Annotated in this window: 15 protein-coding genes; 7 read left to right on the top strand and 8 right to left on the bottom strand. The window is 65.0% G+C overall.

Annotation, left to right across the window (positions count from 1 at the left end; genetic code table 11):
• Nucleotides 1–110: 110 nt before the first annotated feature.
• Both AAIL66_RS13665 and AAIL66_RS13670 read right to left on the bottom strand, forming a co-directional pair.
• Nucleotides 111–2,087: an Hsp70 family protein gene (locus tag AAIL66_RS13665; protein WP_343496952.1), complete on the bottom strand. Its 1,977-nt coding sequence runs from the start codon at nucleotides 2,085–2,087 to the stop codon at nucleotides 111–113.
• Between the two features lie 3 nt (nucleotides 2,088–2,090).
• On the bottom strand, nucleotides 2,091–2,768 hold the full coding sequence (locus tag AAIL66_RS13670) for a DUF2760 domain-containing protein (RefSeq protein WP_224649700.1): 678 nt from the start codon (nucleotides 2,766–2,768) through the stop codon (nucleotides 2,091–2,093).
• A 466-nt stretch (nucleotides 2,769–3,234) separates the two neighbouring features.
• On the opposite strand from AAIL66_RS13670, the gene AAIL66_RS13675 reads away from it, so the two are divergent.
• Nucleotides 3,235–4,146 (top strand): transporter substrate-binding domain-containing protein, encoded by a 912-nt coding sequence (locus tag AAIL66_RS13675; protein WP_012836958.1) that lies wholly within the window; start codon nucleotides 3,235–3,237, stop codon nucleotides 4,144–4,146.
• Between the two features lie 126 nt (nucleotides 4,147–4,272).
• Here AAIL66_RS13675 and AAIL66_RS13680 read toward each other — a convergent pair whose 3' ends face one another.
• Nucleotides 4,273–5,190: a LysR family transcriptional regulator gene (locus AAIL66_RS13680; RefSeq protein WP_343496953.1), complete on the bottom strand. Its 918-nt coding sequence runs from the start codon at nucleotides 5,188–5,190 to the stop codon at nucleotides 4,273–4,275.
• 170 nt (nucleotides 5,191–5,360) lie between these two features.
• Here AAIL66_RS13680 and AAIL66_RS13685 point away from each other — a divergent pair, with 170 nt between their 5' ends.
• From AAIL66_RS13685 to AAIL66_RS13705, 5 genes are all read left to right on the top strand, one after another.
• Complete coding sequence (locus AAIL66_RS13685; protein ID WP_343497003.1) at nucleotides 5,361–6,779, top strand: VOC family protein; 1,419 nt, start codon at nucleotides 5,361–5,363, stop codon at nucleotides 6,777–6,779.
• Nucleotides 6,776–8,014 (top strand): PLP-dependent aminotransferase family protein, encoded by a 1,239-nt coding sequence (locus AAIL66_RS13690; protein ID WP_343496954.1) that lies wholly within the window; start codon nucleotides 6,776–6,778, stop codon nucleotides 8,012–8,014. Before AAIL66_RS13685 ends, AAIL66_RS13690 begins: the two co-directional genes overlap by 4 nt.
• A 195-nt stretch (nucleotides 8,015–8,209) precedes the next feature.
• Nucleotides 8,210–8,389 carry a hypothetical protein gene (locus tag AAIL66_RS13695; protein ID WP_012836954.1) on the top strand — a complete coding sequence of 60 codons (180 nt, stop codon included), beginning with the start codon at nucleotides 8,210–8,212 and terminating at the stop codon, nucleotides 8,387–8,389.
• A gap of 143 nt (nucleotides 8,390–8,532) precedes the next feature.
• Nucleotides 8,533–9,402 carry a hypothetical protein gene (locus AAIL66_RS13700; protein ID WP_343496955.1) on the top strand — a complete coding sequence of 290 codons (870 nt, stop codon included), beginning with the start codon at nucleotides 8,533–8,535 and terminating at the stop codon, nucleotides 9,400–9,402.
• Nucleotides 9,403–9,495: 93 nt separating this feature from the next.
• A complete protein-coding gene (locus AAIL66_RS13705; protein ID WP_003061796.1) occupies nucleotides 9,496–10,203 on the top strand; it encodes a riboflavin synthase in 708 nt (235 codons plus the stop codon).
• A gap of 57 nt (nucleotides 10,204–10,260) precedes the next feature.
• Here the strand turns inward: AAIL66_RS13705 and AAIL66_RS13710 are convergent, their stop codons facing one another.
• From AAIL66_RS13710 to AAIL66_RS13725, 4 genes are all read right to left on the bottom strand, one after another.
• On the bottom strand, nucleotides 10,261–12,744 hold the full coding sequence (locus AAIL66_RS13710; RefSeq protein WP_343496956.1) for a heavy metal translocating P-type ATPase: 2,484 nt from the start codon (nucleotides 12,742–12,744) through the stop codon (nucleotides 10,261–10,263).
• 104 nt (nucleotides 12,745–12,848) lie between these two features.
• Entirely contained in the window at nucleotides 12,849–13,799 is a 951-nt protein-coding gene (locus AAIL66_RS13715; RefSeq protein ID WP_343496957.1) for a 2-hydroxyacid dehydrogenase, read from the bottom strand.
• Between the two features lie 69 nt (nucleotides 13,800–13,868).
• On the bottom strand, nucleotides 13,869–14,639 hold the full coding sequence (locus tag AAIL66_RS13720; RefSeq protein ID WP_343496958.1) for a class II aldolase/adducin family protein: 771 nt from the start codon (nucleotides 14,637–14,639) through the stop codon (nucleotides 13,869–13,871).
• Nucleotides 14,621–15,502, bottom strand: a complete 882-nt coding sequence (locus AAIL66_RS13725; RefSeq protein WP_343496959.1) for a TauD/TfdA family dioxygenase — start codon at nucleotides 15,500–15,502, stop codon at nucleotides 14,621–14,623. Before AAIL66_RS13725 ends, AAIL66_RS13720 begins: the two co-directional genes overlap by 19 nt.
• A 244-nt stretch (nucleotides 15,503–15,746) precedes the next feature.
• Here AAIL66_RS13725 and AAIL66_RS13730 point away from each other — a divergent pair, with 244 nt between their 5' ends.
• A complete protein-coding gene (locus tag AAIL66_RS13730) occupies nucleotides 15,747–16,400 on the top strand; it encodes a TetR/AcrR family transcriptional regulator (protein ID WP_034381378.1) in 654 nt (217 codons plus the stop codon).
• 50 nt (nucleotides 16,401–16,450) lie between these two features.
• Here AAIL66_RS13730 and AAIL66_RS13735 read toward each other — a convergent pair whose 3' ends face one another.
• A complete protein-coding gene (locus tag AAIL66_RS13735; protein WP_034357245.1) occupies nucleotides 16,451–18,175 on the bottom strand; it encodes a biotin carboxylase N-terminal domain-containing protein in 1,725 nt (574 codons plus the stop codon).
• Between the last annotated feature and the right edge of the window lie 6 nt (nucleotides 18,176–18,181).

Here is an 18,181-nt window from a genome sequence, read left to right on the forward strand (position 1 = left end):
GGCGGGTCTCAGCCGGAAGTGCAGCCGCAAACAAGAGAACAAAAGAGAGAACAAAAAAGCCCGCCAACCAATCGGCCAGCGGGCTTTCGCAGTCAAGCAACTCAGCGGCCTTATTCGGCGGCCTCCGCAGAGGTTTCCGCGCGCACATCGAACTCCACTTTCCAGCGCTCGCTTCCACCCACGGGCACGGCATTGAGCTCCAGCGTGCCGATATCGGTCACGCGCGCCGCCAGGGTCACGGGCACCACCTCGCCGGCAGCGCGGCCGGCGGCGGGCAGATTCAGCTCGATCTCCTGCAGCTCCACCAGCTCTTCGGGCGACCAGAAGTCCAGCATGGTGCCGACCTGGTCGGTGCGGCGCACGGACGAGCCAAAGAAGCGCAGACGCACGGGCTCGCCCACGACCAGGCCGAACTCCTCGTCAGGCAGAGCGACTTCCGTGCCCTCCTCCATGCCGAACGGTGCCAGGCACAGGGCGGACAGGGGCGGTTCCATGCCGGGGATGGCGGGCATATTGCTCTCCACACCCACGTAATAGGACTGAGCCGTGCCGCCGCGAATGCGCACGCCGCGGCCGCTGGTGGCGATATGGCCGTAATAGGCCGCACCGCGGGCCACGGCCAGATCGAGGTTGGCGCCGTCCAGCAGACGCGCAGGCTCGCAGGCCTCGTCGTCCAGCCAGCCGTTGATGACTTCCAGGATGCGCTGCTCGATCTGGGGCGCCTTGAGCACGCCGCCGTTGAACAGGATGGCCGTGGGATGCAAAAAGGTGGAGCCGTCGATCTGATCGCCGTTCAGGCCCTCGATCTCGGCCAGCGCATGAACCTGGCGGCTCAGAAAGGCCGCCAGGTGGCGCGTGACGGCAGCGTCCTGCGCATAGGGCAGGCCCAGCTGCGTGAGCGCGCCGCGCGCACGGGTCTTGGGCTTGTCGCTGACGGCCACCTTGGGGAAAAAGCCCTCGACCAGCACGGCCAGCACTTCATCACGCGTGACTTCGGTACGGATGCTGCCGCCGATGAGCTTGCTGCCCCGGCTGGGCACAACCACGGGCACGGCCTGCAAATTGGCGTCGGCCAGCAATTGCTCCTTGGCTGCGCGGCAGCCATGGGCCAGCGCCCGGGTTTGCCAGGCATCGAGCTGCTTGCCTTCGGCCGCCAGCTTGCGTGCAACGCCGTAGGCCAGGGCCAGATCCATGTTGTCGCCGCCCAGCAGAATGTGTTCGCCCACGGCAATGCGCTGCAGCTCCAGATTGCCATCGCGCTCCAGCACGGCGATCAGCGAGAGGTCGGTGGTGCCGCCACCCACGTCCACGACGAGGATGATGTCGCCATGCTTGACCTGCTTGCGCCACTGGCCGCCACTGGCCTGGATCCAGCTGTAAAGCGCGGCCTGAGGTTCTTCGAGCAGTGTCAGCCTGGCAAAGCCAGCAGCCCTGCAGGCCTCGGCCGTCAACTCGCGCGCGGCGGGGTCGAACGATGCGGGGATGGTGACGGTGATGTCCTGCTGGGCAAACGGGGCCTCGGGATGGGCCTGCTCCCAGGCGCGGCGCAGATGCTCGAGATAGCGGGTTGAAGCGGTCAGCGGCGAAATGCGGCTGACTTCCTCGGGTGCATCGGCGGGGAGAATGCCTGCGCGGCGATCGACGCCGGGGTGGCAGAGCCAGCTCTTGGCGCTGCTGACCAGACGGATGGGCGTGGCTGCGCCGCGGCTGCGGGCGAATTCGCCGGTGATGAAGTCGCCGGGTGCACCGGGCAAGCTGCGCTCGGCTTCGGTCAGCTCGCTTTCGTGCGGCAGATAGAGAAAGGACGGCAGCAGTGGCCTGGCCTCGACACTGCCGGGAGCCGTGAGCTGGGGAATGTCCAGCACGCCCTGCACCACCTTCTCGCCATCGCTGGCGGTCTTGTTCACATAGGACAGCGCGCAGTGGGTGGTGCCCAGATCGATGCCGATGCTGTAGCTAGCGCCGGCAGACGGGGCGTCGGCCTGGCCTGCAGGGCTTTGTGGCTGAGCAGCGGCAGCCACGGAATCAGGAGTGCTCGCAGCTTGACTGGCCGCACCCGATGCGGCGATGGAGGCAAACATATTCATGGATCACAGCTCCACTTCGGCTTGGGCGATGACCTTGGCGGCCTGAATGTCGGTGAGCTGGGGCAGCTTGACCTGCATCACCAGCCAGCCGCGATGGGACAGCGTGCCGGTAAACGGCGGCTGGCCGACCACATTGCCCGTCAGTCGCACGGCAGCAGCGTCAAAACCGGCCTGCAAAGTGATGCGCGAGCCTTCGGCTTCGCTGCAAACGGGGGAGAGCGTGAAATGCTCGCGCAGCACCTTGCGGCAGCCTTCATGCACCACGCGCGCGGCCGCGCCGATTTCGGCATCGGTATAGGGCGTGACGTCTTCCTGGATGAAGTCCACAAAACGGGCCTCGCGCTGCATCAGGCCCAGCAGTTGCAGGGCGGCGCTGTCGGTGGCGACGAGCTTTTCCACTTCGACGGTTTTTTCGATCAGCTTCTCGACCGGAACCTCGACGCGCTTCTCAACGGTCTTTTCCACGATTTTTTCGACCGGCACTTCGACGCGAACCTCGACGATCTTCTCGACCGGCACTTCCACGCGTACTTCCCTGGGGGCGACGTCGGCGGCAAAAGCCTCACCGGCGCGCACACGACTCACGTCGGCGGCCAGGCGACCGTTACCGAGAATGGCAAAGAAACTGCCGATCGCGATGGCGATGCGGCTCAGGAATGAGGGGGGGGTATTGGCAGTCATGGAGTCTGTCTCAAAACAGGTTCACGCATGCAGAGTCATTCTGTGGCGCCCTTGCGGGCTGCGCTGCGCGAACCGAAAACGGAGCCGGACCAGGCGGCAGCGACACGGCCGGCCCTGGCGGCACAAGGCTGGACGCGCCGCAAACGATGCGCGCGGGCCTGTGCAACAGGCGCAGATATTACCCAAAAAGCCCGGTCAGCCGTCCCGCTATGGCTTTGCCGAGCCGGCTGCCGCACCTGGACACGCGCTGCCGGGTCATACGCCGCAAGCATGACCTTCTTCCGTTTCATCGTTATGAAACCTCTGCCATTTGCCGGATAGTTGATGCAGGATCTTGACAAACAGGCCGCCCCGGCAACGGGTCTTGCCGATTCATGGGCTGCAGGCAATGCGCGGCACCATGGACGAGCGCACAACAATTGCATTGCGTTTTCGATACGCCCACTTCCCGAGGAGACTTCCCCCCATGCGCCTGATGACCGCGAACATAACGCTGGCATGTACCGCCCTTGTAGCCGCCATGGCCGCCTCCGGCGTCCAGGCCCAGACCGCCTCCGGCAGCACGCTGGAAAAGCTGCAAAAGACCGGCAAGGTGGTCATAGGCGTGCGCGAAAGCTCGGCCCCCATGGCCTATGCCATAGGCGCCAACCACCGCTTCACCGGCTACCACGTGGAGTTGTGCGAAAAGGTGCTGGCCCAGATCGCGCCCAGCGCCAAGATCGAATACATGGCCATCACCGCGCAGAACACCATGCCTCTGGTGCAAAACGGCACGGTGGATCTGGGCTGCGGCCCCACGACCAACAACCTCAGCCGCCAGAAGCAGGTCTCGTTTGCCGTCACCACCTATGTCAGCCAGGTGCGCATGGCCGTGCGCGCAGACTCGCCCGTGACCTCGTTCAAGCAGCTGGACGGCAAGACCGTGGCAGCTTCGGCGGGGACCACCGCCGTGCAGCTGCTGCGCAAATACAGCCATGACAACAATGTCAAGCTGCCGACCCAGCTGGGCAAGGACCATTTCGAGAGTTTTCTGATGCTGGAGTCGGGCCGCGCGGATGCTTTTGTGCTTGACGACAATCTGCTGGCCGGCGTGATCGCCAACTCCAAGGACCCCAGGGGCTACAAGATCGTGGGCGAGGCGCTGGGGTCGGAGCCCATCGCGCTGCTGATGCGCAAGGACGATCCCGGCTTCAAGAAGGCCGTGGACGATGCCCTGGTGCGCATGATGAAGTCCGGCGAGGTGGCGAAGATCTACGACAAGTGGTTTATGCAGCCCATTCCGCCCAAGGAAATGCCGCTGAACCTGCCCATGAGCGAGACGCTCAAGCAGCTGCTGCAAGCGCCCAATGACAAGCCGCTGGAAGCCTACAACAGCTGAAACGACCGCAAGCCTGCGCCTGGAGTCATGCTTTATTGATAGCTGGTTGCGCTTTTTGAGCAATCATTTCAGGCATATTCATTGCTGAACTCATTGAAGGAGCTGCGCTGGCAGCTCCTTTTTTCATTACAGCGGCGCAGAAGAAGCAAACTCCTGCGCGACCTGCTTGAGCCAGCCCTGGAAGGCCTGCAACGGCGGATAGGCCGAGCGGCTGGTCGGCCAGGCCAGGTAGTAGCGCTCGGCGCTTTGCACCTCGGGCAGTTGCGGCAGAGCCTGGACCAGATCGCCGGCCTGCAGCTCGCGCAGGATCAGAAACTTGGGCAGCAGCGCCACGCCCACGCCGGCGATCGCGGCCTGGGCCGCCGTGGCGAACTGATCGAACAGCATGCCCTGCATATCGCCGCCCTGGCAGCCCTGGCTGCCGAACCAGCGCTGCCAGGCGTCGGGACGCGAAGCCAGATGCAGCAGGGGTGCGCGCAACAGATCCTCGGGCCGGGCAAAGCCATGGCGGGCCGCCACATCGGGGCTGCAGGCCGGCACCACGGTCTCGCTCATGAGGAACTCCAGCTCCGCGCCCGGCCAGTTCGGCAAGCCGAAATGAATGGCCGCATCGACGGCCTCGAGCTGGAAATCGAACTGCGACAGCCGCGTTGTCAGATTGATGGTGATGCCCGGATGAGCGCTGAAGAACTGCGGCAGCCGTGGCGCCAGCCAGCGCGTGCCGAAGGTCGGCAGGATGGCCAGGTTCAGGCTGCCGCCCTGCGGATTGGTGCGAAAGCCCAGCGTGGCATTGGAGATGCGCGCCAGGGCAGCGCGTATCTCCTGCGCATAGGCCTGGCCCGCAGCGCTCAGGCGCACGGTCTGGCGCTCGCGCACGAACAGCTCGGTGCCCAGGCGCTCCTCCAGCGCGCGGATCTGGCGGCTGACGGCGCTTTGCGTCAGATGCAGCTCGGCGGCCGCCGCGGTAAAGCTCTGGTGCCGCGCCGAGGCCTCGAAGGCGCAGAGCAGGGACATGGGGGGCAGAAAGCGACGGGATAACTGCATGGCGGCAAGGATGTGGGAGGGATTCGGATGCAGGTTCATTCCGTCCGGGTATGACCTGCAGGCCGGATTATCGTTTGACCAAAGTCATGACGACGCAGAACATGCTGCATATTCCTGCGGCCCCGCCAGCGGCGCGGCCATCCCACGAACCCCTGCCCTTCTGTTTTGTCATGAGCGCCACGCCCCACGCCTCTTCCACCGCAGCCCGCTTTGTCAGCGTCGACGAGATCCGCACGCGCTTCTCGCGTGCCATGTCCGAGATGTACCGCAAGGAAGTGCCGCAGTACGGCACCCTGATCGACCTTGTGGCCGATATCAACGCCGTGGCGCTGCAGGCCGACCCCGAGCTGCGCCAGCGCATGAACAGCAGCGGCGAGCTCGAGCGCCTGGATGTGGAGCGCCATGGCGCCATCCGCGTGGGAACGGCCGAGGAGCTGGCCACGCTGCGCCGCCTGTTCGCCGTGATGGGCATGGAGCCCGTGGGCTATTACGACCTCTCGGTGGCTGGCGTTCCCGTGCACTCCACGGCCTTTCGCCCCGTGCACGACGAGGCGCTGCTGGCCAACCCGTTTCGCGTCTTCACCTCGCTGCTGCGCCTGGAGCTGATTGCCGATGCAGCGCTGCGCGCGCAGGCCGCCGAGATCCTCGAGCGCCGTCGCATCTTCACGCCGCGCGCACTGGAGCTCATTGCCCAGGCCGAGCGTGACGGAGGCCTGGACAGCAGCGACGCCGACGCCTTTGTGCAGCAGGCCCTGGAGACCTTCCGCTGGCACAGCGACGCCACCGTGGATGCCGCCACCTACAAGGCCCTGCAGCAAGCCCACCGCCTGGTGGCCGATGTGGTGTGCTTCAAGGGCCCGCACATCAACCATCTGACGCCACGCACGCTGGACATAGACATGGCCCAGGCCGATATGCCCACGCGCGGCATGGATGCCAAGGACGTGGTCGAAGGCCCGCCACAGCGCGCCTGCCCCATCCTGCTGCGCCAGACCAGCTTCAAGGCACTCAAGGAGGCCGTGCGCTTTACCGATGCCGACGCCAACGCGGACAGTTCCGGCGCCCATACCGCGCGCTTTGGCGAGATCGAGCAGCGCGGTGTCGCGCTGACACGCAAGGGCCGCGCCCTGTACGACGAGCTGCTGGGCCTGGTGCGCGGCATAGACAGCGCGGGCAGCGCCGCGCCCGACTATGCACACCGCCTGCAGCAGGTCTTCACGCAGTTTCCCGATACGCACGAACAATTGCGCCGCCAGGGCCTGGCCTTCTACCGCTACCGCCTGACCGGGCAGGCTCAGGCCTCGCTTGCCCAAAGCCCTGCCGGTGCAGACCTGGAAGCACTGATCGACCGGGGTCTGGTGCAGGCCGAGCCGATTACCTATGAAGATTTTCTACCCGTGAGCGCGGCCGGCATCTTCCAGTCCAACCTCGGCGGCGAGGAGCAAAAGCAATACCAGGCCCATGCCGCGCAGCAGGTCTTCGAAAGCGCGCTGGGCGCGCGCGTGCATGATGAAATCGCTCTGTACGAGGCCTCCGAGCAGCAATCCAGGGCCCAGGTTCTCGCAATGCTGTCGGGAGCGACAGCATGAGTCGGGACAGCGCACTGGCTCCCTTTGCCGCGGTGTTTGCCGAGCCTGCGGGATCGCCGATACGCGAGCTGTTTCCCTATCTCTCGCGCCCCGGCGTGATCTCGCTGGCCGGCGGCTATCCATCGCCCAGCCTCTTCGATGCCGAGGGCCTGGCCCAGGCTGCACAGCAGGCCATGGCCCAGGGCCCGGGCGCGCTGCAATATGGCGCCACCGAAGGCCTGGGCGAGTTGCGCGAGGCCCTGGCGCAGCAGGCGCGCGAGCGCGGCATGCAGGCGACGGCCGCCGACATACTCGTGACCACCGGATCGCAGCAGGCCTTTGACCTGCTGGTGCGCGTGCTCGTCGAGCCCGGCGACACGGTGCTGGTCGAGGTGCCGGCCTATCCCGCCACGCTGCAGGCCCTGCGTCTGGCCCAGGCGCGCATCCTGCCCATTCCCATGGACGAGCAAGGCCTGCAGACTGAGGCCCTGGCCGATTTGCTGGCCGCACTGCCGGCCGGCCAGCGCCCCAAGCTGCTCTACACCGTGCCGAACTTCTCCAACCCGCGCGGCACGCTGCTGGCGCAGGAACGCCGCGAGGCTCTGGTGCAACTGGCCCGGCAACACGGCTTCTGGGTGGTCGAGGACGATCCCTATGGCGAGCTGCGCTTCGACGAGTCCAGCGGCATCCACCAAGCCATGCCGGGCACCGTGCGCGCCGCTGGAGAACGGCTGGCCGAGCCCGGCTCCAACCCCGTCATCTATCTGTCCAGCCTGTCCAAGACCGTGGCCCCCGCGCTGCGCGTGGGCTGGATGCTGGCCGACGCACCGCTGCTGCGCCGCTGCACGGTGGCCAAGCAGACGGCCGATCTGTGCACCTCGCCGCTGACGCAGTCGGTCGCTGCCTGCTATCTGGCCAGCGGCCGCTACCCGGCCACCGTGCAGCGCGCGCGCCAGGAATACCAGCGCCGCATGCAGGCCCTGGTCCAGGGCCTGGACGCGGCGCCCGACAGCGGCATACGCTGCTCGCGCCCCGCGGGCGGCATGTTCGTCTGGGCCGAGCTGGACCGCCGCATAGATCCGCAAAAGCTCTTCGACGCCGCCGTGGCCCGGGGCGTGATCTATGTGCCTGGCAAGGCCTTCTATCCTGCCGATCCCGACCTGCACACGCTGCGCATGTCGTTTGCCGCGCCCGAGGTGCCGCAGATCGCGCAGGCCGTGGAGCGCTTGTGCCAGGCCGCAGCGCAAAGCCGCTGAGATAAAGCACCCTCTGTGCCGCTTCGCGTCTTCCCCCTCTCTGGCTTCGCCGGAGGGGGACGGCACCGACGCTGCGGGGCGGCCCTTGCGCGGCGCCCGGCCATGCACAGCGCCATGAGACAACGGACAAGCAGGGGGTCATCTGCACCGGCCCGGGCCGCGCGGCATAATCGGGGCTCAGACATCTTCTTACCCATGGCCTGCCTGCACCTGTCCACCGCTGCCCGCCTGCGCCGCTCTGCCCTTGCCGCAGAGCTGCCCGCGCGTGCCTGCGTGCTGCGTGCGCTGCACACACGCCGCCATGGCATTCCCACCGCATTCGTGAGCCTGAGCGGTGTCACGGCCATGCTTTCCGCCGCCGTGCGGATGGCTTGAAGCACACAGCTCACATCCTCCGCACGGCCTTCCCAAACAGCATTTCCCTGGTGCATGGGAGAGGTACGTCCACGTCTAAGGCGTCCGTACCGTCACGCGCACCGCATCTTGCTCAAAGGACGATCCGGAGGTCAGCTATGGACATGGAACTCACTCAAAATTTCTTGCGCGGCAAAAACCCATGTGCCATGGGCTACCGCTGGTTTGTGCGCAACAACCTGGCCGGCGGCGACTACCAGGCCGCCATGGACACCCAGGTGGCCGCAGGCCGCGTGGAAGATGCGCGCTGGCTGCTGGAGAACTTCGGCTCCACCAACAGCGTGCTGGAGCTCGAGCACCTGGAGGCCGACAACTTCGTCTATGCCGGCACCCTGATCGTGCACGGCGATGTGCGCGTGCCCGGCCAGCTGCTGGTGGGCCGCAGCCTGCAGGCGGGCGGCGGCATACGCGCCGGCAAGCTCGAAGCGGGCGAAGAGATTCAATGCGGCGGCGCCATCTTCGCGGCTGAGCTGCTGCAGGCCGGCGGCAGCATCAAGGCGGCCTGGAGCGTGGAAGTCGAAGGCGAGCTGCGCGCCGAAGACCTGCGCTGCGGCTGGGAGCTGAGCGTCGGCGGCCATGTGAAGCTCAAGGGCAATGCCCATATCGGCCAGGAAGTGCAGGTGCAAGGCGATATGCACTGCGGCAAGGGCCTGAAGGCAGGCGGCGCCATCGAGGTGCAGGGTCTGCTCGATGTAGGTCATGGCATTGCCGGCAACGACGGCATTCTGTGCGGCAACCATATTCAGGCCGGCTGGGGCATCAAGGCACAGGGCGATATCCGCGCGACCTGCAGCATCCGCAGCGGCGAGACCCTGCAGGCCGATGGCGAGATCGCGGCCGGCCCGGGCTATGGAGTGTTTGCCGGCATGAATGTACAGATGCAAGCCTGGCCCGACTGCGCCTGGGTGCGTGCGCTCAAAAAGCCCGAGGCGCTGATCAGCGGCTTCTGGGAAGGCCGGCCGACCTTCGCCTAGACGCTGGCCGGGTTACCGGGCAAACAGGCAAAATAGCCGTTTTGACCCAAGGCTGGCGCCCGGCGCCCGCCTGTTGATAAGAGAGTCTGCCCCGTGTTTACCGGCATCATTCAGGCCGTGGCAAAGATTGCCGCGCTGCGCGACCAGGACGGCCTGCGCACCTTCATCATGGAGTTTCCCGAAGGCTTCTGCCAGGATCTGGCCATTGGTGCCAGCGTCTCGCACGACGGCGTCTGCCTGACGGTGACCGAAAACCTCTCGCCCACCAGCGCCAGCTTTGACGTGATGCTGCAAAGCCTGAACATCACAACGCTGGGCAGCTACAAGGCCGGCGACACGCTCAACGTGGAGCGCGCCGCCAGGGATGGCGCCGAGATTGGCGGCCACCCCCTGTCGGGCCATGTGGACTTCACGGCGCCGCTGCTGGAGCTGATGCAGACCGAGACCAATCACAAGATCCGCTTCGGCATTCCCGAGGCCTTCCGCCCCTATGTGTTTGCCAAGGGCTATATCGCCGTCAACGGCGCCAGCCTGACGGTGGCCGAGGTGAATCGCAAGGAGGGCTGGTTCGAGGTCTGGCTGATTCCCGAAACCCTGCGCATGACGGTGTTCGGCGACAAAAAGGTCGGCGATCTGGTCAATATCGAGATCGAGCGCAGCACCCAGGTGGTGGTCGATACCGTGCGCGAAACCGTGGAAGCCAGCCTGGGCCGGCTCAAGCCCGTGCTCGAAGCCCTGCTGCAGGAAAAAGGCCTGAGCCTCGACGATTTCGTGGACGTGCCGCAACTGCCCAAGCAATAGCCCCGGGTCAGGGGCAAGCGTCAGAATATCTTCCGGCGCCCACCCCATGCCCTCTTTTCAGAGAGCCGGTTTGAAGCGCTTGAGCCGCAGCGCGTTGGAGAGCACGAATACGCTCGAAAGCGCCATGGCTCCGGCCGCAAACACCGGCGACAGCAACATGCCGTTGAACGGATAGAGCAGACCTGCCGCCACCGGTATCAGCGCCACGTTGTAGGCAAAGGCCCAGAACAGGTTCTCGCCGATGTTCTTCATGGTGGCCTTGGACAGCGCAATCGCATTCGGCACGCCCGAAAGATCGCCCGACATCAGCACCACATCGGCCGCCTCGATCGCGATATCGGTGCCCGTGCCTATGGCGATGCCCACATCGGCCTCGGCCAGGGCCGGCGCGTCGTTGATGCCGTCGCCCACATAGGCCAGCGTGCCATGTTCGGCCTTGAGGCGCTTCACGCTCTCGACCTTGCCGCCTGGCAGGACCTCGGCCACCACCTCGTCAATGCCCAGCTGCCGGGCAATCGCCTCGGCCGTGTGGCGGTTGTCGCCGGTAATCATGGCCACCTTCAGGCCCAGTGCGTGCAGGGCATCGATCGCGGGCTTGGTGCTGGGCTTGATGGGATCGGCTACGGCAATCATGGCTGCCACCTTGCCGCCGATGGCGGCATACAGCGGCGTCTTGCCTTCGCTGCCCAGGCGCTCGGCCTCGGCCGCAAAGCCCTCAACGCTCAGGCCGAGTTCGCGCATGAAGCGGTCTGCACCGATCTCCACCTGGTCGCCAAGCACCAGGGCACGCACGCCGAAACCGGTCACCGATGCGAAGTCGCTGATGGCCGGAACCTCCAGCCCCTCGGCTTTGGCCGCATCGACAATGGCACGCGCAATCGGGTGCTCGCTGCGATCCTCCACGGCAGCCACCTGCGCCAGCACCGCGCCGCGCTCAAAGCCATCGGCCAGCACCAGGTCGGTCAGCTCGGGACGGCCACGGGTCAGCGTGCCGGTCTTGTCCACCGCCACCACCCTGGCATCCTTGAGTTGCTGCAGTGCCTCGCCCTTGCGCAGCAACACTCCCATTTGCGCGGCACGCCCGGTTCCCACCATGATGGAAGTCGGCGTGGCCAGCCCCATGGCGCAGGGGCAGGCAATGATGAGCACGGCCACGGCATTGACCAGGGCAAAGCTCAGCGCGGGATCGGGGCCCCAGATCAGCCAGATCACAAAAGTCAGCAGGGCCGCCGCCATGACGGCCGGCACAAACCACATGGTGATCTTGTCCACCAGCGCCTGGATCGGCAGCTTGCTGCCCTGGGCCTGCTCCACCATGCGGATGATCTGCGCCAGCAGCGTATCGGCGCCCACCTTGGTGGCTCTGAAAGCCAACGCGCCATTCTGATTGACCGTGCCGCCCACCACTTCGGCGCCTTCCGCCTTCTCGACCGGAACGGGCTCGCCGCTGATCATGGATTCGTCGACAAAGCTGCGGCCTTCGATGACCTCGCCATCGACGGGAATACGCTCGCCGGGGCGCACTTCGATCAGATCGCCGGCACGCACCTGGGCGATATCGACTTCCTGGACCTGGCCATCGCGGCGCACGCGCGCGGTCTTGGCCTGCAACTGCACCAGACGGCGAATGGCCTCCGAGGTATTGCCCTTGGCACGCGCCTCCAGGAAGCGGCCCAGCAGGATCAGCGCCACGATAACGGCCGCGGCTTCGAAGTACACATTCACGGTGCCTGCGGGCAGCCATTGCGGCACAAAGGTCGCGACCACCGAATAGGCAAACGCCGCCGAGGTGCCCACGGCGACCAGCGAATTCATATCGGGCGCAGCGCGCAGCAGGGCGGGCACGCCTTTATCGAAGAAGCGCCGACCCGGCCCGAACAGCACCACGGCCGTCAGCGCAAACTGGATGTACCAGCTGTTCTGTGTGCCGATGCTGCCCGCAATCCAGTGGTGGAATGCGGGCACCATGTGACCGCCCATTTCCAGCAGAAACACGGGCAGTGCGAACACGGTCGCAAAGATCAGCGAGCGCTTGAGCGACTCGCGCTCCTGCGCCTGGCGCTGGGCTGCGGCGTCCTCCCCGGTTGCGGCAACGTTGTGCAGCACGGGTTGGGCTTCATAGCCGGCCTTTTCTATCGCTGCAATCAAGCTGCTCACATCCACGCTGCCCTGCAGCTGCACGCTGGCTCGCTCGGTCGCAAGATTCACCACCGCATCCTGCACTCCGGGCACTTTCTTGAGCGCCCGCTCCACGCGGCCCACACAGGACGCGCAGGTCATGCCGCCCACCTGCAAGTCCACGCTTTGCGCGGGTACCGCATAACCTGCTTTTTCAATCGCCGCCACGGCCTGCGGCAGGATGGCCACAGCCTGCGCCGGATCGGCCATGGTGAGGCTGGCTTTTTCCGTGGCCAGATTCACCACGGCCTCCTGCACACCGGGCACTTTCTTGAGCGCCCGCTCCACCCGGCCCACGCAGGATGCGCAGGTCATTCCTTCGACAGACAGCTCAAAGGCTCCGCTTTTGGTCAGTGCATTCATCGCGTTCTCCATTCACGTTGAAGGCCACTGTAGAGATTGACATCATGTAAAGGTCAACCCCCCCGGCAAAAACCTCTACCCGCAGGGTGCAAACATGCGGCGGTTCAATCTGTGATTTCGGGCAGTCCGAAGTGCTGCAGCAGGCATACCTCGGCCTGCGCAAGCATGGCCTGCAGGCCATGCCGTGTGGAACTTGCCATGTGCGGCGTCAGCACCGTATTGGGCAGATCCATCAAGGCTTCGGGCACTTGCGGCTCATGCACGAACACATCGAGCGCCGCAGCCGCAATCGTGCGTTCCTGCAACGCCTGCCGAAGCGCCTTTTCATCCACGATGGAGCCACGCCCCACATTCACCAGCACGCCTTGCGGGCCCAGGGCCTGCAGCACTTCGGCATCGATCAGCCCCCGGGTTGCAGGCCCGCCGCTGGCGCACAGCACGAGAAAATCCACATCTGCGGCCAGCTCCAGCACACTGCCGCACCAGCGGTACGGCACATCGTTCTTGGGAGCACGCCCCGTATAGGCAATCGACATATCAAAGGCCTGCGACCGCCTGGCCACAGCACGGCCGATGCGCCCCAGGCCAACGATGCCCATGCGCTGCCCCGAAAAACGCAAGGTGGGTGGATACCGTCCCCGCAACCAGCGACCGTGCCGCACAAACTCATTGGCCTGCACAATCTCGCGCGTGGCAGCCAGCAGCAAAGCCAGCGTGTGATCGGCGATATCTTCGGCAGAGATAGCTGGCGTGTTGCGCACCTGGATGCCCATCTGCTCTGCGGCGTCGAGATCGATGCCGTCCATGCCCACGCCAATGATCACGATCAGCTCCAGTGCAGGCCACTGCAGCAACTGCTCGCTGCCGATGACGGACTGCGCATTGCACAGCATTGCGCGCACCTGGCCAGACAGCGAGCTGCTGCGGGAGCTATCAAGCGCAGCCGCGTCAAGCAGCTCGAACTGCAGCTGCAGTCTCTCGCGCATGGCTGGCGTCAGCGCCGTGTGCAGCAGCAGCCGGGGACGCTGCGGGAGCGGTGATTCATGAATGGACATAAGAGAGCTTTCGGCAGATCGATGCAGTCCTGGCTTCCCACTCTCAGCGAGCGGGAAGCCAGAGCGGGCTTAGTCCAGCACGCGGGGGTCTCGGCGGATTTCCTCGCGGCACATGGCTTCCCAGAGGAAGGGAAAGCCGTTGAGGTCGGTGCGCGCTCCGGTCGCCTGGATCACGGCATCGCTCAAGGGGGTGCCGCCACCGAGCGCCTGCACCCGCCAGGCCAGGCGGCAGCGCCACTCCAGCGTGATGGCACGCAGATGCGCCTGTCGAATGCTCTCGCCCACCACCAGCGCACCATGATTGGCCAGCAGCGCCCATTTACTCTGGCCCAGTGCGCTGGCCACGGCATTGCCCAGCTCACGCTGCTCCACCGTGCCCCGGTATTCGTCATAGACCACGGGGTCGGTATCGACCAGGGCCGAGGTCTGGTCATACACCGGCGGCACCTTGCCCGTGGCCGACCAGACCGAGCTCCATTCGGGATGGTTGTGGATGACCACGCGCACATCGTGGCGCTTTTCATGCACGTCCATGTGCAGCCGGATGGCCGGAGTGATGTTCCAGTCGCCCTCGATCACCTGGCCTTGTGCATCCAGCCGCAGGATGTCCGATGCCGTCAGCTCGCTCCAGGTCAGCTCCCAGGGATTGGCCAGATAGCTGCCGTTATCCAGGCGCAGCGTGATGTGGCCCGCGATATGGTCGTTATAGCCTTCGCGCGAGAGCACGCGGCACAGCAGCGCAAGCTGCTGGCGATCACCGAGCGAGGGCAGCAGCGGCTTGCGGCCCGGGCGCGGCGCGTATCTGGACAGCAGTTCCCGGTTCAGTCCGTCGTGGCGCATGCTGCCTCCTGTTCGTTGTGCTTCTGGGCGGCAGCGCCCTGGCGTGCAAACACCGATGCACGGTGCATGCGACGCTGGTGCGGCGCATAGTCCATGATGGCGTTGTGCACCACGCTGCGGTTGTCCCAGATCACCATATCTCCCAGTACCCAGCGGTGCTTGAACAGGAACTCCACCTGCATGCAGTGCGCATGCAGATAGGCCAGGATGGCACGGCTTTCAGCCTGTGGCAGACCATCTATATGCGTGACATAGGTGGGGCTGACGTAGAGCGCCTTGCGCCCCGTGAGCGGATGCACGCTCACCATGGGGTGCAACTGGCGACGGTTTTGCGCGACCACTTCCACATAGCGCTCATGCGTGCAGATTCCATGCTGCAGCGCCGCCGTCATGGGGCTGTTCATGTCATGCCAGGCACTCAGACCATCGAGGTACTGCTTCATCTGCGGCGACAGCGCATCGTAGGCACTGGTCATGCTGATCCAGCAGGTATCTCCACCCGTGGGCGGCAGGATGCGCGCATGGGTCATGGTGACGATGGGCGGACTGGGCAGAAAGCTTTCGTCGTGGTGCCACATATCGGCGCGGTCGCCGAGCTTGGAGTCTATGACTGTGATCTGCTCATAGCCCTGGCCCAGATTGGGATAGAAGGTATGGACTTCGGCCTCGCCAAAATGCCGGGCAATCGCCAGATGCTGGTCGGGCGTCATATCGGGCACATGCAGCACCAGTGCTTCATGTCTGAGCAGGGCGGCTTCCAACTCCTGCAAGGTTTGCGCAGACAACGGGTCTGCCAGGTCCAGCTTCAGCACTTCGGCACCGATGCGCGGGCCGAGAATCCGAACCGAGATGGGGGATGACATGGGCTTTCTCCTCTATGCAATGTCTTGCCCGAGTGCAGCGCTTCTGTCTCCTCCACCGCGTCTGCCTCAGGCTCTGTCGGGCCGCTCATTAGCGCTAGGATGGTGAGCTGCCTGGTACAAAGTCTAGGCAGAGGGAGTGCGTTTTTCCACTCGCATTCCAGCCCCCTCAAAGACGTCGCAAGTCATTGATAGAAAAAGAAAAAATCAGCGCCAACAGATAAACCGAAGACAGGACTTGCATTTCATGGAAGCGCCCACCACCCCACGCCCCAAGGACCAGTTGCCGCAACCGCGCAAACAGCCTGTGCAGGCACGCTCCAGAGCGCTGGTCGATGCCATTGCCGAAGCCTGTCTGCGCCTTCTCGAAAAAGAGGGCGAGGACGCTCTCACGGTCAATCGCATTGCAGAGGTGTCGGGTGCTGCCGTGGGCTCCATCTACCAATACTTTCCCAACAAGGAGTCCATGATTGCGGCAGTGTATGAACGCCTGCTCGATCAGGAATCCGAGCAGCTTTTCCAGATGCGCGAGCAGTTGCAGGGCCTGTCGCTCGAAGCCATATTGCGCCAGGTCTTTGCGAACATGATTCGGGTCGAGCAGCGCCTGCATCAGCTCAGCCATGCTTTCCACACGCGCTATCGCACGGCCTTGCATCTGGGCCTGTGGCATGCACCGCAGGCCAGCCGGGAGGAATTCATCAACACCACCTGGCTGCCACTGCTGCAGATGCATGGCTCGCAGGTACAGACCGACAACCTGCCACTGGCTGCCTATCTGCTGGGCCAGGGCCTGCGCGAGATCATTCACAGTGCCGTGCACGATGTGCCGCAGCAGGCCCGCTCACCCGAGTTTCTCGACGCACTGGTGGCCATGGCCATGAGCTGCGTGAAGCGAGGCTAGAAAAACAAAGCGCGACACAGAGGTCGCGCTTCGAGCGGGGCTGGCTATGCCTATCGGATATGCGCGATCACGGCGCCCAAGGTCTGTGCAGAGCCTGCCTGCGCGGCCAATGTGACACGACCGCTCTTGTGGGCCGAGACCTGCATTTCCATTTTCATGGCTTCCATCACGGCGATCACATCGCCTTCCTTGACCTCGTCGCCATCGGCGACCTTCCAGGCATGCAGATTGCCGGCAATCGGCGAGATGACCGCCTCAGGGTCCACGCTTTGCTGCGCGGCTGCCTGAGACACGCCAGTCGTCGGCGCGGACAGACCTTGCAGCAGCATGGCGGGCAGGCCCAGCTGCACGCGGCGGCCGTCGATCTCGATGGCCGTGCGCAGCAGGCTGGTATCAGCCACAGGTTCGGCGCGAGCAGCCGCTGCCAGCGGCTCGGCAAACTCGGTCTCGATCCAGCGGGTGTGGACATTGAAGCCCGCAGTCCCCACAAAGTCGGCCTGATTCAGCACGGCCTTGTGGAAAGGCAGCACCGAAGCCACGCCCTCGATGCGGAACTCGGCCAGCGCACGTCGAGCACGGGCCAGGGCCTGCTCACGCGTGGCCCCGGTGACGATGAGCTTGGCCATCATGGAGTCGAACGTGCCGGGGATCACCGAGCCGGTTTCGACGCCCGAATCGAGTCGCACGCCCGGCCCCGAAGGAGGGGCAAAGCGCGTGATCAGACCCGGTGTGGGCAGAAAGCCGCGCCCCACATCTTCGGCATTGATGCGGAACTCGATGGAATGGGCCCGTGGTGCCGGAGTCTGCGTGAAAGACAGCGGCAAGCCGTCGGCCACACGCAGCTGTTCTTGCACCAGATCGATGCCCGTGGTTTCCTCGGTCACGGTGTGCTCGACCTGCAAGCGGGTATTGACCTCAAGGAAGGAGATGGCGCCATTGCCGCTGAGCAGGAATTCCACGGTTCCGGCGCTGATATAGCCTGCCTGCGCACAGATGGCTCTGGCTGCGCTGTGAATGCGTTCACGTTGCGCCTCGGTGATGAAGGGTGCGGGCGCTTCTTCCACCAGCTTCTGGTTGCGGCGCTGCAGCGAACAGTCGCGCGTGCCCAGCACCACCACATTGCCATGCGTGTCGGCAATCACCTGCGCCTCGATATGGCGCGGCTTGTCGAGGAACTGCTCCACAAAGCATTCGCCACGGCCGAAAGCCGTCACGGCCTCGCGCACGGCAGAGGCATACAGCTCGGCCACTTCGTCCATGCGCCAGGCGATCTTCATGCCACGGCCACCGCCACCAAAAGCAGCCTTGATGATGATGGGCAGGCCATGCTGCTGGGCAAAGGCCAGCACTTCGTCGGCATCCTTGACGGGATCCGGCGTGCCAGCCACCAGCGGCGCTCCGACCTGCAGCGCAATCTTGCGCGCCTCGACCTTGTCGCCCAGCTTGGCAATGGTGTCGGGGCGCGGGCCGATCCAGATCAGACCCGCATCCAGCACGGCCTGTGCAAAGGCTTCGCTCTCGGACAGAAAGCCATAGCCGGGATGGACGGCGTCGGCACCCGAACGCCTGGCGATCGCAATCAGCTTGGCGATGTTCAGATAGGTGTCGGCGGGCTTGTCGCCATCGAGGCCGTAGGCTTCATCGGCGCGGCGCACATGCAGGGCATCGATATCGGCATCGGCATAGACGGCGACGGACTTCACTCCGTAATCCGCGCAGGCTCGCGCGATGCGCACGGCGATCTCTCCACGGTTGGCAATCAGAACTTTTTTCATCAACTC

The organism is Comamonas sp. F1-6 (assembly GCF_039581415.1).
GTDB classification, from domain to species: Bacteria; Pseudomonadota; Gammaproteobacteria; order Burkholderiales; family Burkholderiaceae_C; genus Comamonas; species Comamonas thiooxydans.